The organism is Arthrobacter sp. TmtSoilC48 (assembly GCF_059739425.1).
In genome coordinates this window covers 2444022-2456864 of sequence record NZ_AP046049.1, presented here as the reverse complement: position 1 = coordinate 2456864, position 12843 = coordinate 2444022, and the positions used below count along the sequence as shown (strand labels likewise).

Genomic DNA, 12843 nt, shown 5'->3' with positions numbered 1-12843 from the left:
CACGCTCACAGGGGTATGCGCACACGCAGGCACCGGAGTCAGGGCTTGGTAACGATGACACTAAATTCTATGTGAGAGCGACGGTCCGCTCATCCACGACGACTCCGCGTCACCGTGAACTTCGGGTTCCGGCCTTCCTCCACAGTGGGACCTATGAGGCGCTCAAGGGCAGGTCGGTATTGCAGATGGCTGTTGTACACAGTCCACAGTTCACCGCCGGGCGCGAGAACGCGCGCGGCCGCTTGGAACATCTTCAGGGCAGCGCCGGCATGCACGCTTGCTCCCAGGTGGAACGGTGGATTCAGCAGGACAAGATCCGCACTGCCTGGATCAAACGTGGACATGGCGTCGTCGTGGATCACGGAAACCCGGTCACCCAGCCCATTGGCTGCTGCCGTGGCCATTGCTGATGCCACAGCCGCCGCGGATTGATCAGTGGCCACCACGCCCGCTGTGGGCTGGTGCCGTGCAAACATCGTGGCAAGAATGCCTGTCCCACACCCCAGATCCACCACGCGTCGAGCTTCCGGCATACGTTCCAGGAAGGTCAGGAGGTAGCGGGTTCCGATGTCAAGGCGCGCACCTGAAAAAGCAGCACCATGAGCGCAGACCGTGATCCCCAGTTCCGGTAGCTGTTCCACCACCGGGTAGGGAGGGTCGGTGGACACCGGTTTGGGATTGCTTGCCACCAGCACCCTGGATTTCCGGTGCGCAAGCTGCGGTTGTACGGAGGAGAAATAGCGCTCAAGCACCCCGTTCATACCCAGGGACATGTGCTTGACGCGGCCTCCTGCGAGCAATACGGCATCCGGCGCCGCATAGCGGGCAACGGCGTCGGCGTTTTCCTCCAGCTCCGCCAGAGATTTCGGCAACTGCATCAGCACCAGGTTCGCGCCCGCCAGGAGCTCCTTGCCCAATTCATGGGTGCTGAACAGACCCTGCAGGCCGGCTGCTTCCGCGTTGTGCTGGAGCGCCAGCCTTCCGGTGTAGAGGTCCTGGTTGACGCGGACATGCCCGACGCCGTTTCCCACCAAAGCGCCCAGTGTCAGGGCACCGTACCGGTCGCCAATGACAGCCATCCTTGTTTCCGGCCGGAGATAGTCCACGGCGGTTTCAAGGAGGAGGCGATCCGTGGCGTCGTATGCCTGGAGGTTGTCCGCCTCGACATCGGGGAACCTGCGCAGCCCGCCGAACAACGGCTCCAGTTCCAGTTCGGCCACCATCGCGTTCCCACTTTCCTAAAATTCGTTCGCTTTAGTGTCTCGACTTCATGGTGCGTTCGGAGGAATGTGGATGATGCAGCATGCCAAAGCACCTGTTGTCGCGACGGATTGCGAACCCAAACCCGTCCGACGGCAGGCACCGGTCCCGCCCAACCGACGAGCCAGGCCCCGGGACCACACTTAACCGGCTCCCTTCCTGAGAGCGAACCATGAGTGTCAATGTTGTCACGCAACTCCAAGTGAAATCACACAACTCCCCCGACGAAACGCGCACCCCGGACAAGACGAAGGTGGAAGTCGTCACCGTCGGAGAATACACAATCGGCCGGACCACCTTTGAACCCGGCTGGACTTGGGACGACTGCATCAAACCCGTAGTCGGAACCGAATCCTGCCAATTGAGCCATGTAGGTTTCTGCGTCTCCGGCTCCCTCGAGGTGGAAACCAACGATGGCGCCCAGGTTAGTATTTCCGGCGGTGACTCCTATTCGATCCCACCGGGACACCATGCCCGGGTGGTGGGCGATCAGCCCTTCCAAGGCATCGAATTCCTCAGTGCAGCCGAGTTCGGCGTCCGCCAGGAATAGGAATCCGTCCCGCCAACCCACGAATCCCGCCACGGGACCAGAAAGCAAAAGACCCCGCTCACCCGAGCGGGGTCTTTTATCCGAAGTGGAGCTGAGGGGACTCGAACCCCTGACCCCCTGCATGCCATGCAGGTGCGCTACCAGCTGCGCCACAGCCCCGGATCTTGTTGATTTCTTCAGGAAGATTTCCCTTCCCGCCGAAGCAACTCGTCAATACTAACCACAATCCCCCGAGAAGCGAAATCGCGGGAGCGTGATACGCCTCACGGCGATGAGCGGGCATTTCTGCCCTGCACTCCCCCGCAGCCGGGGTGCGCTGGATCGCTCCACCGCACCTCCCCCCCAAACGGCCACGCGGAGTCCCTTGGGCCAAGGCCCGGCGCGACTCCTCTTGAAGTCTAGAATCACCGAAAGAATAAACCAAACCGTTCAGTCGGTTTTACGGGCCCTAACTTATGGACGGTGGTAGCGTTGTGGGGTCCGGCGGCGCGTTCTACTGGCCGTCCCACAGTGAAACAAGTGAGAGGCTCCCCCACCGCCCATGCAGCAACGCGCGAAAGACACCCGCCTTTCCGTTATTGAAGGCGCCGCCCATGTCTTCGCGGAAGTCGGGTACGGCAATGCAAGCCTGAGCGACATCACCAAGCGTGCCGGAGTCACCAAAGGGGCGCTCTACTTCCACTTCACGTCCAAGCGGGAGCTGGCTTTGGCCGTCATCCAGGAGCAGCATGCATTGGTCCTCGCGGCGGGTGCGGGCATCGTGGGCTCAAACATGACTGCCCTGGACAAGATCATTGGACTGTGCCGGATGTTCGGCCGGCAGCTGCTTGACGAAGCGATTGTCCAAGGCGGGATCCGCCTGACGTTCGAAGCCTCCGCCTTTGATGCCGATATTTCGGGCCCCTACCAGGACTGGATAGAAACAGTGGAGCAACTGCTCCGCCAAGCCCAAACCGAAGGGGCTGTCCGGCCCACGCTGGAGCCCCCGCCTTTGCCCGCTATCTGGTTGCCTCCTTCACCGGAGTCCAGATGGTGTCCAACGTCCTGACTGCCCGCACGGACGTACTTCGCCGCATTGACGAGATGTGGGAATTCATGCTGCCGGCAATCGAAGCCGGCGCTGGCAGCTAGGCCGAACCACACAAAAAAGGCCCTGCCCTTCTTCATCACGAAGAAGGGCAGAACCTTAAGAGTGGAGCTGAGGGGACTCGAACCCCTGACCCCCTGCATGCCATGCAGGTGCGCTACCAGCTGCGCCACAGCCCCATATTCTTGCTGCTCCACGATCGACTTTCCAGCCATCCGCGCCGAAGCAACTCAAATATCTTAGAACAGCGTTTCCGAAAATTCCAAATCGGGCATATTCGGATGCCGGCCCATGTTTAGACCTCTGATTCCCCTGCTGGCGCAGCCTTTGCCGAGGCGTCATCCCCCAGTTCAAGGTCAACTACGGGGCAGTCCTTCCAAAGGCGCTCCAAGGCGTAGAAAACGCGGTCCTCTGCGTGCTGGACGTGGACGACGATGTCGGCGTAGTCCAAGAGCACCCAACGGCCTTCGGAACGGCCTTCACGCCGCACCGGGCGAAGGTCCTGCTTCATCAGCTCTTCCTCGATGCCGTCAACGATGGCATTGACCTGGCGCTCAGTGGGCGCAGAGGCAATCAGGAAGACATCAGTCAGGGCGAGCCGCTCGCTGACGTCAAGCGCAACGATGTCCTCAGCAAGCTTGTCAGCCGCCGCACGCGCGGCGTGACGGGCGAGGGTAATGGATTGTTCATGTGCAGACACGGGGACTCCTTGTTGTGGCCGTTGGCCTGTAAATGGCGTTAGCCGGGTTCTAGCGGAATTAGCCGCTGGTAATCATGATGATGCCGACGATGAGCGCGACAATACCCAACGCCAGGACGCCGAACTGCAGCAACCTGTTGCGCTGGGCCCGCGCCAGGCCGGCCGTATTGGCGTCCAGGGGGTCCAGTCCATAGGCCGCGCTGGCAGAAATCGGCGGACGCTGTGTTTCTTCAAGCTGTTCGTCGACGGCGACCGGCCGCTTCCGGGCGTTCCTTGCCACAGCTTCGGCACGGGCGAGAACACCCGAACGGCCACGCGTGCCCTTTCCGTTCGCCGGCGCTTTGCCGGCATCAAGAGTGGGACCCGACGAGGTCACGAGAGGCACGAAAGTGGTACTGGGGCGCTTCATGACCGGACGTTCAATGCCGGGCACCTTGACGAACTCCAGCGGCGTGACCATGGCGAGATTGTTTGCAGTGGAGGGGCCCACTGAGACTCCCGAAGACTTCTTCCCCTCGGACACGCCCGCTGCCGGGGCCTTGGCTTCAGCCTGGTTCTGTTCGGCAAGCCTCTGCTTGGCCGCTGCCCGCTTGTTCAGCACTGCAGCTCGTTCGGCGAGGGCAATCTGCTGGGCGAGGACCTCAGGATCGACAGCCAGGGGATCCTGCTCGGCAATGTGCTCAAGCTTGGCGGTTTGATTCTGGACCTGGGCAGCGATCAGTTCACGGACCGCAAGTGCCTGCTCTACAGACATTTCAGATTCGGCAGTACCAGCGCTGGGTGCCGGAACCCCATCGGAACCCTCAGCGGCGGCCTTGGTATCCACGGGATGGCCGGCTGGTTTGTCCGTTGGCTTCCCGCCCGGCATGGGGACGATGGGGTTGGCAGACGTGGCCACTTCTTGCTGGAGTTGCTGCAGGCGAAGCTGGCGACGTGTTGGCGGTCCACCGCCGGAGAGCTGCTCTTCCTTGTCCGCAAGCTCTTTGATGGTGCGCAAAGCTGCGCGGTCGCGGGCGCGGATCTGGGAGGACCGCTGCTGCGCGGTGGTACCCACTGCATCTACGGGAGCATCCGCCGCCCGACGATTCCGGCCAGTTACAGCATTCTCCGCGGTGTCTACTACCTTGTGTGGTGTAGCTTCCGCCTGCGGCTCTTGGTTCTCTTCGCGGGCGCGGCGAAGCTCACGCCTGCTGCGGATGGGTCGCTGTTCCTGGCTGCTCATTCAAAACTCATTCAGTACGTGCTTGGTCGTCTGATCCGGATAATGCGGGGGCCAGCTCCCCTGTCCCTGGCCGCGCGGTCCCGGAGTGCGGGGCGTACAGACCATACTTGGCGATGTACTGCACCACGCCATCGGGCACGAGGTACCAAACGGGGTTCCCGGCACCTACGCGTGTCCGGCAATCCGTTGAGGAAATCGCCATGGCTGGAACTTCCAGGAGGCTGACGTCTTCCCTGCCCATGCCGTCCAGTTCGTGGCCAGGGCGCGTTACACCAACGAAGTGCGCCAAAGACCAGAGTTCGTCAACGTCCTTCCAGGACAGAATCTGGGCCAAGGCGTCAGCGCCAGTGATGAAGAACAAATCAGCGTCGGGTCGCTGGGCCCTTAGATCGCGCAGGGTGTCGATGGTGTAAGTGGGTCCGGGACGGTCAACATCGACCCGGCTCACCGTGAACCTCGGGTTTGAGGCCGTGGCGATCACGGTCATCAAATAACGGTGCTCGGGTTTGCTGACCTGCTTGCTGGACTTCTGCCAAGGTTGGCCAGTAGGCACGAAAACGACTTCGTCGAGATCGAACTTGGCGGCAACCTCACTTGCAGCCACAAGGTGGCCGTGATGGATGGGATCAAAAGTTCCACCCATCACGCCCAGCCGGAGCCTGCGCTCCGACTCCCCGCGCGGAGTTGCGGCGATAATGTTAGTGGCCCTGCTTGTGGGTGTGCTTGTTCGGGTGCTGGCGGTGCGGATCCGAGTGCTCTTCCACAGCCTCGTGACGGTTGCCGAGGTTGGTGTAGGAGAGGGCAACGAACATCAAAACCAGCAGGAGGGCAAACATGCTGACTCCGAAGACCCACGGCTCGGCCCAGAGCGGGGCAGGCGCTTCGTGGCCGCCTTCTGTTTGGGCTGCTATGGACGTGGCGATCTGCTGAAACAGCATCTTCTCCCCTAGTTGGTTCTCAAGGATTTTCGACGGCGGGACTCCCCGCCGTTCCGGACTTCTGTTCTATGTTACCGCGTAGCTAACTGCGGATCTGGCCTTCGCCCTGCACGATCCACTTGGTGGTGGTGAGTTCGGTCAGGCCCATGGGCCCACGGGCGTGCAGCTTTTGGGTGGAAATACCCACTTCTGCTCCGAGGCCGAGCTCACCGCCGTCGGTGAAACGCGTGGAGGCGTTGACGATGACGGCAGCCGAGTCGATTTCAGCAATGAATCTCTCGGCGTTGGCCAGGTTGTTCGTCAGGATCGCTTCGGTGTGCCCGGTGGTCCACTTGCGGATGTGATTGACGGCATCATCGAGGTTGTCCACCATGGCAACGGCAAGGTCCAGGTCCATGTACTCGGTGGCCCAATCGTCGTCGTCGGCCGGAACGGTTTCAACGTCCTTGCCCAAAGCGGCAGCAATCCGCTCATCAACGTGGAGGGTGACTCCGGCAGAGCGAAGTGCAGCGGCAACGGCAGGCAGCACGGTGGAGCCCGAGTGTACAAGAAGGGTCTCTACGGTGTTGCAGACGCTGGGACGCTGTGTCTTGGCATTCAAAAGAATGTCAACCGCCATCTCTTCATTGGCCGATTCGTCGATGAAGATATGCACATTGCCTTCACCCGTTTCAATAACAGGCACGGCAGAGTTGGTCACGACGGTCTGGATAAGGTCCCGTCCACCGCGGGGAATCAGGACGTCAACGCGACCCCGGGCACGCATGAGCACGTTGGCGCCCTCGCGGCCGTACTGGTCCACGGTCTGCACAGCATCGGCAGGCAGGCCAACAGAGTCCAGGGCTTCCCGAAGGATCTGCACCAGGGCCTCGTTGGTGTTCGCTGCAGCGGAACCACCCCGCAGGATGACGGCATTGCCGCTCTTGAGCGCGAGTCCGGCAATATCCACCGTGACATTGGGGCGGGCTTCATAAATAGCAGCAACAACGCCCATGGGGACGTTGACCTGGCGCAGGCGCAAGCCGTTGGGCAGCGTCTGGCCACGGACCACGTTGCCAACGGGGTCCGGCAGGCCAGCCAGGTTCTCCAAAGCAGCAACCAGCCCATCGATGCGGGCAGATGTCAGTGTCAGCCGGTCAAGGAGAGCGGCAGATGTGCCATTGGCACGCCCTGCGGCAACATCCTTGGCGTTTGCTTCCAGCACGTGCTTCCGGCGCTCCTGAAGGGCAGCACCAATAGCGCGCAGGGCGCGGTCCTTCCACGCACGGTTGGCTTGACCCATGCGGCGGGCGGCGTTGCGGGAGCGGTCGGCAATGGCATGGACGGCAGCCTGGACATCTTCCGGCGACAACGGAGCGCCACCTGCCACAGGGTTCTCCGGCGTCTGGCCGGCGGCACCGGAAACGTCGGAAATCACAGGGGCGTCAGGGGTCAGCGCTTCAGTCATGCTCCAAGTTTAGATGAGGGCGCAGCCTAAAGGAGTACGAGGTCGTCAACATGAACAACTTCGCGGTCGTATCCGCGGCCCATTGCCTGGCCGAGTTCCTGGGTGGAGCGTCCCAGCATGCGGGGAAGCTCCTCCGAGGAATAGTTCACCAGGCCGCGGGCGACCACTGTTCCATCCAAAGCCACCATTTCAACGGGGTCCCCGGCTTCGAAGTCTCCGGATACGTCCGATATCCCTGCGGGCAGGAGTGACCTATGCCGGTCGCGCACTGCCTTCACCGCGCCGTCGTCGAGCATCAAGCGCCCGTGAACCGTTGCCAGGTGAGCCAGCCACAGGAGCCGGACGGGCTTGCGGCTGCCGTTGACGGCGAACCACGTTCCTACGTCCTCCCCTGCCAAAGCAGCTGCAGCATTGGGCGTCGAAGTCACCAGCGCGTGGATCCCTGACCCGGCAGCTATGGACGCCGCTTCCACTTTGGTCATCATGCCGCCGGTACCTACACCGGCTTTGCCTGCCTTGCCAATGGTCACGTCCTCGAGGTCCTGCGGACCACGAACCAAGGGGATGCGCTTCGCGCCATGGGAGGGTGGACCGTCGTACAGGGCATCGACGTCGGAGAGCAGCACGAGTGCGTCGGCGCGCACCAGGTGTGCCACCAGGGCTGCGAGGCGATCGTTGTCCCCAAAACGGATCTCATGGGTTGCCACGGTGTCGTTCTCATTGACGACGGGAACGACACCGAGGTTCAGCAGGCGGTCCAGGGCACGGAAAGCATTGGTGTGTTGCGTCCGGCGCATGAGGTCGTCAGCTGTCAGCAGGACCTGGCTGACCGTGACGCCGTGCGCGCTGAAAGCTTGCGTATAGCGCGCCATCAACAGGCCCTGACCCACGCTTGCCGCAGCCTGCTGGGTAGCGAGGTCCTTCGGGCGCTTGGCGAGCCCCAGCGGGGCAAGACCTGCCGCGATGGCGCCCGACGAAACCAGGATGATTTCAGTACCGGCATTCCGCTTGTCAGCCAGCGCATTAACCAGCGAAGTCAGCGATTTCTCGGAAATGCCGCCCTTGATACTGGTCAGCGAGGACGAGCCCACTTTGACAACAATCCTCTTGGCGGTGGCCAGGGCCTGGCGCTCAAGAACCTCTGCGTCCGGAATTTCGACAGTCCTAGTCGTCATCACCGGTATCCAGGTGGCCTTCCGTTACGGGCTGGGCACGACGACGGCTGACGGACTCAGTCCAGATGCCAGCCTTGCGCTCGGCTTCGAGTTCAGCACGGGCGGCAGCCTTCGCTTCCCGGCGCTCAAGCTGTTCATCGCGCTTTTGTGAACGTGTGGGACGGTCGCCGATGTCCGCGACGCGGATATCGGTACCACGGGGAGTCGCCAGGAGCTCGGCGCCTGCCATCATGGTGGGCTCCCAGTCGAAGACCACGCCATCTTCCTCGCCGATGACCACCGTATCGCCGGGCTTCGCTCCAACCTTGAAGAGCTCCGTCTCGACGCCCAGCTTGGCCAGGCGATCGGCCAGGTAGCCAATGGCTTCCTCGTTGGTGAAGTCGGTCTGCTTGACCCAGCGGACAGGCTTCTCGCCCAACACGCGGAACAGCGGCTCGAGGTTCTTTTCCTCGCGGCGGATCCGGAATCCGCTCTCGTTGACGGCGCGCGGACGAAGGACAGGTGGGGCAACCTTGGGAGGGGCAGTCTCTACGGCATCCCGCGCAGCCTTGACGATCTCCGCCATTGCGAAGCCAAGCTGGCGCAGGCCCTCATGGCTGGTTGCCGAGACTTCGAACACACGGTAGCCGCGTGCTTCGAGGTCCGGACGAACGAACTCCGCCATGTCCTTGCCATCCGGAAGATCCACTTTGTTCAGGACAACAAGCTTGGGACGCTCGTTCAACGGCACTACTTCGCCGTCTACGCCGGCGTAGCTCATGTCCACGGCGTACTTCTCCAGTTCCGCCTCAATGATGGCCAGATCGGAGAGTGGATCACGGTCCGATTCCAGGGTTCCGCAGTCCAGGACGTGAACCAGGGCCGCGCAGCGTTCAACGTGGCGCAGGAAGTTGTGGCCAAGGCCCTTGCCCTCGCTGGCGCCTTCGATCAGGCCGGGGACATCGGCGATGGTGAACCGGATGTCGCCGGCCTGGACGACGCCAAGGTTGGGAATGAGGGTGGTGAAGGGGTAGTCGGCAATCTTTGGCCGGGCAGCGGACATGGCCGCAATGAGGCTGGATTTTCCAGCGGAGGGGAATCCGACCAGCGCGATATCGGCGATGGACTTCAGTTCCAGGACGATGTCGCTGGATTCGCCTTCAATGCCCAGTAGCGCGAAGCCGGGCGCGCGCCGCTTCTGCGAGGACAGTGAGGCGTTTCCGAGACCGCCCTGGCCTCCTGCCGCGGCAACATACTCCGTGCCTTCGCCCACGAGGTCAGCGAGGACCTCGCCGTCCTTCGTCTTCACCACGGTGCCGTCCGGCACGGGGAGGATCAAGGTTTCGCCGTTCTTGCCGCCACGCCAATCACCCATGCCAGGGCCACCGTTGGTGGCGTGGCGGTGGGGGGCGTGGTGGTAGTCAAGCAAGGTGGTGGTCTGCGCCGACACCCTAAGGATGACGTCTCCGCCGTTGCCGCCATTGCCGCCGTCGGGTCCACCGAGAGGCTTGAACTTTTCCCGCTTGACAGAGACACAGCCGTGGCCGCCGGTTCCGCCGGATACGTGCAGGACTACCCGGTCTACAAAGCTCGCCACGTGAATCTCCTCTTGCTGTTGCCAGCGCTGTTGCATAAACCAGAGCGCCATGGGCGCCCTAATCGATTGTAATGCGGTTAAAAGAACGGTGGAGCGGGCCGTTTGGCCCGCTCCACCGGTTCAGAACTTGTTGTTACTCTGCAGCTGCAGCAGCAACGATGTTCACTACGCGACGTCCGCGGCGAGTACCAAACTCAACCGCACCGGCCTCGAGTGCGAACAGGGTGTCGTCGCCACCGCGGCCGACGCCTGCACCGGGGTGGAAGTGGGTTCCGCGCTGGCGAACGATGATCTCGCCTGCGGAAACTACCTGGCCACCGAAACGCTTGACGCCGAGGCGCTGTGCGTTGGAGTCACGACCGTTGCGAGTGGAGCTCGCGCCTTTTTTGTGTGCCATGTGAAATGCCTGCCTCTAAATTTCTGGGGAAACTGAAAATCTGAACAGAGTAACGAAAGTTACTTGATGCTCGTGATCTTGATCTTGGTCAGTTCCTGACGGTGACCCTGGCGCTTCTTGTAGCCGGTCTTGTTCTTGAACTTCTGGATGACGATCTTGGGACCGCGAAGGTCCTCAAGGATCTCAGCCGTGACCTTGACCTTGGCCAGGTCCGCAGCAGCGGACGTGACCTTGTCGCCGTCAACCAGGAGCAAGGCGGGCAGCTCAAGCGTGCTGCCGGCTCCACCGGGGACGCGGTTAAGCGTTACGTAGTCTCCAACGGAAACTTTTTCTTGGCGGCCGCCTGCGCGGACAATCGCGTACACCACTTGGGTACTCACTTCTCTCGACGTTTCTTACTAAATTTGCGTGCGGAACCTTGAACCGGAATCAGGCTTGGTTCGCGCTGTGCCTCAACGCCGTGGACTTCAGATCGAAGCCCGCGAGTCATCCCATGAACAATTCCAAGGGGCATAACCCAAGTGTTGGCGTAAGCACCGAAGATCAAGATTACGCTAGTTTGACCTTCAGCTGCAAATGAGGCCGGGTCCGGAGGCTATCGGGTGACTTGCATCACCAGTTGTAACGGACTCTCCCGGCACCGTGCCCATACAGCCTACAGGGTTTGGGCGGGAATGCTGCGATCTGGCTGGCGACGCGCGGGAGTTTCGTCGATCGGCTATGCAGAAACCACGGAAATCGAACTCAGGCGAAGAGCCTTGGCGCATCAAAGAAGGCCGTCTCGTAGCGGCAAGAGTGTGTAAAGGCCTCAACCATGGCCTCGCGTTCCTGCGCAGAGGCCTTGAGGGCGGCTGCGTCCGTAAGGTCGATCGCTTTGCGGGTTGCGGCAGCAAACTCCTCGTCGGCGTAGGTCTTCAACCAGTCGGCGTACGGGTGGTCGCCGGGTGCGCCTGCATCCACGTAGGCCGCGTGGAGTTGCCGGCCTACCTCCGCGTACAGCCAGTAACAGGGCAGGATTGCTGCGAGCAACACAGCGTAACTGCCGGACGCGGAAGTGGCCAGGAGGTGGTCCACGTACGACTTGGTCACGGGTCCGGTCTGCGTCGGAGCCGGGCGCGTGCTCAGCCAGTTCCGATGAAGCTCGGACTCGACCTCAAGGCAGGTCTGTGACGCCTTGGCCCAGAAGAGCTGCTCTTCCTCAGTGGGGGCAAGGGCACCGGCGCGGGCCAGAACCCGGGAATAGCCGTTGAGGTAGATGGCATCCTGGGCCAGGTAGTAGTTGAACTCGGGCTCAGGGAGCCTCCCTGACTGCAGGCCCTGGATGAAGGCCAGGCCGTAGATTGCGTCCAACTCCGGCGTGGCTTCCGCCCAAAGTCGCGCGGCAAAATCGCCGGACCGGCCAGCAGGATTCCGTGTCGGCTCCAGATGGTGAAAGTGCTGGATCGGCCCGCTGCCCCTGCCCACGTCGAGCCCGTCGGCCGCAGAAAGGGCCTGCAGCAGCCACGGCTTAACCTCCCGCAGTGACGCTTCCCAGTCACCTCTGCGGGCCTGCACCGTGGCCAATGCCGAGGAGAGCGAACAGCCCGTTCCGTGGCTGTTCCGGGTATCCACGCGGGGACCGGCCACCTCGATAACGTCCTGCCGCAGCAAGCCGCTCGTATTGACCAAGGCATCAGGACATTCCGCTCCTGCCAAATGGCCACCCTTCACCAGGACGGTCGTTCCACATTCGGCAGCCAGACGCTTGCCTTGGTCAAGAGCAGTGGCCCAGTCCGGGGCGTCAGGCTCCCCCAGCAACATAGCCAGTTCGGGAAGGTTGGGGGTAAGGAGATCCGCCAAAGGCAGGAGGCTGCGAAGCGCGGCTTCGGCGTTCCCACGCAGAAGCCGGTCGCCGCTGGTGGCCACCATCACCGGGTCAAGGACCACGACGGCGGGACGCACGTCTTCGAGCCACCTGCGGACTTCGTGGATGACGGACGCGTCACCCAACATCCCGATCTTGACGGCATCAATCTCAATATCGCTGCTGATGGCGTCCAGTTGCTGGCGCAGGAACTCCACGGGCGGAACATGGACTGCACTGACTCCAAGGGTGTTCTGTGCCGTGAGCGCCGTGATGGCAGCCATTCCGTAACCACCGTGCGCAGCAATGCTCTTCAGGTCTGCCTGGATCCCTGCGCCTCCGGACGGATCCGAACCGGCAATGCTAAGCACCCGCGGATGTTGCCGGGCAGCCACGGGTCCGCCAACGCTACCGGCGGGGTCAAGGGGGTAGACAGGGGAACTCGACAATGAAGCCATGATGGACATCCCTTCGCCGGTGCTAACCGGACAGGTTCAACGGGTCTGGATCTCAGCCAGGCCCAGCGCCCGGCACCCCGTGTCAGTTTCCTAGCGTAGCCGGGAAGTCCAGCGGTCCGGGAACCGGCCTGCTTGGGTGCATGGATGTGACTGCCGGCGACAAAAGAGTCCCGCAGTATCCGACGACATC

Annotated in this window: 13 protein-coding genes, 2 tRNA genes and 1 riboswitch; of the genes, 2 read left to right on the top strand and 13 right to left on the bottom strand. The window is 62.2% G+C overall.

Going from position 1 to position 12843, the window contains the following annotated elements; translation table 11 throughout:
* Positions 1-89: 89 nt before the first annotated feature.
* Positions 90-1220: a class I SAM-dependent methyltransferase gene (locus AC6I97_RS11580; protein WP_497947063.1), complete on the bottom strand. Its 1131-nt coding sequence runs from the start codon at positions 1218-1220 to the stop codon at positions 90-92.
* A 212-nt stretch (positions 1221-1432) separates the two neighbouring features.
* On the opposite strand from AC6I97_RS11580, the gene AC6I97_RS11575 reads away from it, so the two are divergent.
* Positions 1433-1810, top strand: coding sequence for a cupin domain-containing protein (locus AC6I97_RS11575; RefSeq protein WP_224090654.1), 378 nt, complete (start codon positions 1433-1435; stop codon positions 1808-1810).
* An 86-nt stretch (positions 1811-1896) separates the two neighbouring features.
* On the opposite strand, the gene AC6I97_RS11570 is transcribed toward AC6I97_RS11575, so the two are convergent.
* Positions 1897-1969, bottom strand: a tRNA-Ala gene (locus AC6I97_RS11570).
* A gap of 382 nt (positions 1970-2351) precedes the next feature.
* On the opposite strand from AC6I97_RS11570, the gene AC6I97_RS11565 reads away from it, so the two are divergent.
* Positions 2352-2858 carry a ScbR family autoregulator-binding transcription factor gene (locus AC6I97_RS11565; protein WP_497944933.1) on the top strand — a complete coding sequence of 169 codons (507 nt, stop codon included), beginning with the start codon at positions 2352-2354 and terminating at the stop codon, positions 2856-2858.
* A 145-nt stretch (positions 2859-3003) separates the two neighbouring features.
* On the opposite strand, the gene AC6I97_RS11560 is transcribed toward AC6I97_RS11565, so the two are convergent.
* The 11 genes from AC6I97_RS11560 to AC6I97_RS11510 form a co-directional block, all read right to left on the bottom strand.
* Positions 3004-3076 (bottom strand) — tRNA-Ala (locus AC6I97_RS11560).
* A gap of 116 nt (positions 3077-3192) precedes the next feature.
* Complete coding sequence (rsfS, locus tag AC6I97_RS11555; protein ID WP_497944932.1) at positions 3193-3597, bottom strand: ribosome silencing factor; 405 nt, start codon at positions 3595-3597, stop codon at positions 3193-3195.
* A gap of 58 nt (positions 3598-3655) precedes the next feature.
* Positions 3656-4819 carry a hypothetical protein gene (locus AC6I97_RS11550; protein ID WP_497944931.1) on the bottom strand — a complete coding sequence of 388 codons (1164 nt, stop codon included), beginning with the start codon at positions 4817-4819 and terminating at the stop codon, positions 3656-3658.
* A gap of 7 nt (positions 4820-4826) precedes the next feature.
* Positions 4827-5513 carry a nicotinate-nucleotide adenylyltransferase gene (nadD, locus tag AC6I97_RS11545; protein ID WP_224091037.1) on the bottom strand — a complete coding sequence of 229 codons (687 nt, stop codon included), beginning with the start codon at positions 5511-5513 and terminating at the stop codon, positions 4827-4829.
* A gap of 4 nt (positions 5514-5517) precedes the next feature.
* Positions 5518-5757, bottom strand: a complete 240-nt coding sequence (locus AC6I97_RS11540; protein WP_224090660.1) for a hypothetical protein — start codon at positions 5755-5757, stop codon at positions 5518-5520.
* A gap of 82 nt (positions 5758-5839) precedes the next feature.
* Positions 5840-7204, bottom strand: coding sequence for a glutamate-5-semialdehyde dehydrogenase (locus AC6I97_RS11535; protein ID WP_497944930.1), 1365 nt, complete (start codon positions 7202-7204; stop codon positions 5840-5842).
* Positions 7205-7230: 26 nt separating this feature from the next.
* On the bottom strand, positions 7231-8379 hold the full coding sequence (proB, locus tag AC6I97_RS11530) for a glutamate 5-kinase (protein ID WP_497944929.1): 1149 nt from the start codon (positions 8377-8379) through the stop codon (positions 7231-7233).
* Complete coding sequence (gene obgE / locus AC6I97_RS11525; protein WP_497944928.1) at positions 8369-9955, bottom strand: GTPase ObgE; 1587 nt, start codon at positions 9953-9955, stop codon at positions 8369-8371. Before obgE ends, proB begins: the two co-directional genes overlap by 11 nt.
* 133 nt (positions 9956-10088) lie before the next feature.
* Positions 10089-10352: a 50S ribosomal protein L27 gene (gene rpmA / locus AC6I97_RS11520; RefSeq protein ID WP_021470683.1), complete on the bottom strand. Its 264-nt coding sequence runs from the start codon at positions 10350-10352 to the stop codon at positions 10089-10091.
* Between the two features lie 59 nt (positions 10353-10411).
* On the bottom strand, positions 10412-10720 hold the full coding sequence (rplU, locus tag AC6I97_RS11515) for a 50S ribosomal protein L21 (protein WP_207616561.1): 309 nt from the start codon (positions 10718-10720) through the stop codon (positions 10412-10414).
* Positions 10721-11096: 376 nt separating this feature from the next.
* Entirely contained in the window at positions 11097-12653 is a 1557-nt protein-coding gene (locus tag AC6I97_RS11510) for a bifunctional hydroxymethylpyrimidine kinase/phosphomethylpyrimidine kinase (protein ID WP_497944927.1), read from the bottom strand.
* A riboswitch (TPP riboswitch) is annotated at positions 12645-12743 on the bottom strand. (Overlaps the previous gene by 9 nt.)
* Between the last annotated feature and the right edge of the window lie 100 nt (positions 12744-12843).

Bases quoted from the DNA above. Each gene is read 5' to 3' on its own strand.
- AC6I97_RS11540 (WP_224090660.1), bottom strand. From the start codon at position 5,757: ATGCTGTTTCAGCAGATCGCCACGTCCATAGCAGCCCAAACAGAAGGC.
- proB (WP_497944929.1), bottom strand. From the start codon at position 8,379: ATGACGACTAGGACTGTCGAAATTCCGGACGCAGAGGTTCTTGAGCGC.
- rpmA (WP_021470683.1), bottom strand. From the start codon at position 10,352: ATGGCACACAAAAAAGGCGCGAGCTCCACTCGCAACGGTCGTGACTCC.
- AC6I97_RS11565 (WP_497944933.1), top strand. From the start codon at position 2,352: ATGCAGCAACGCGCGAAAGACACCCGCCTTTCCGTTATTGAAGGCGCC.
- AC6I97_RS11575 (WP_224090654.1), top strand. From the start codon at position 1,433: ATGAGTGTCAATGTTGTCACGCAACTCCAAGTGAAATCACACAACTCC.
- AC6I97_RS11535 (WP_497944930.1), bottom strand. From the start codon at position 7,204: ATGACTGAAGCGCTGACCCCTGACGCCCCTGTGATTTCCGACGTTTCC.
- AC6I97_RS11550 (WP_497944931.1), bottom strand. From the start codon at position 4,819: ATGAGCAGCCAGGAACAGCGACCCATCCGCAGCAGGCGTGAGCTTCGC.
- AC6I97_RS11510 (WP_497944927.1), bottom strand. From the start codon at position 12,653: ATGGCTTCATTGTCGAGTTCCCCTGTCTACCCCCTTGACCCCGCCGGT.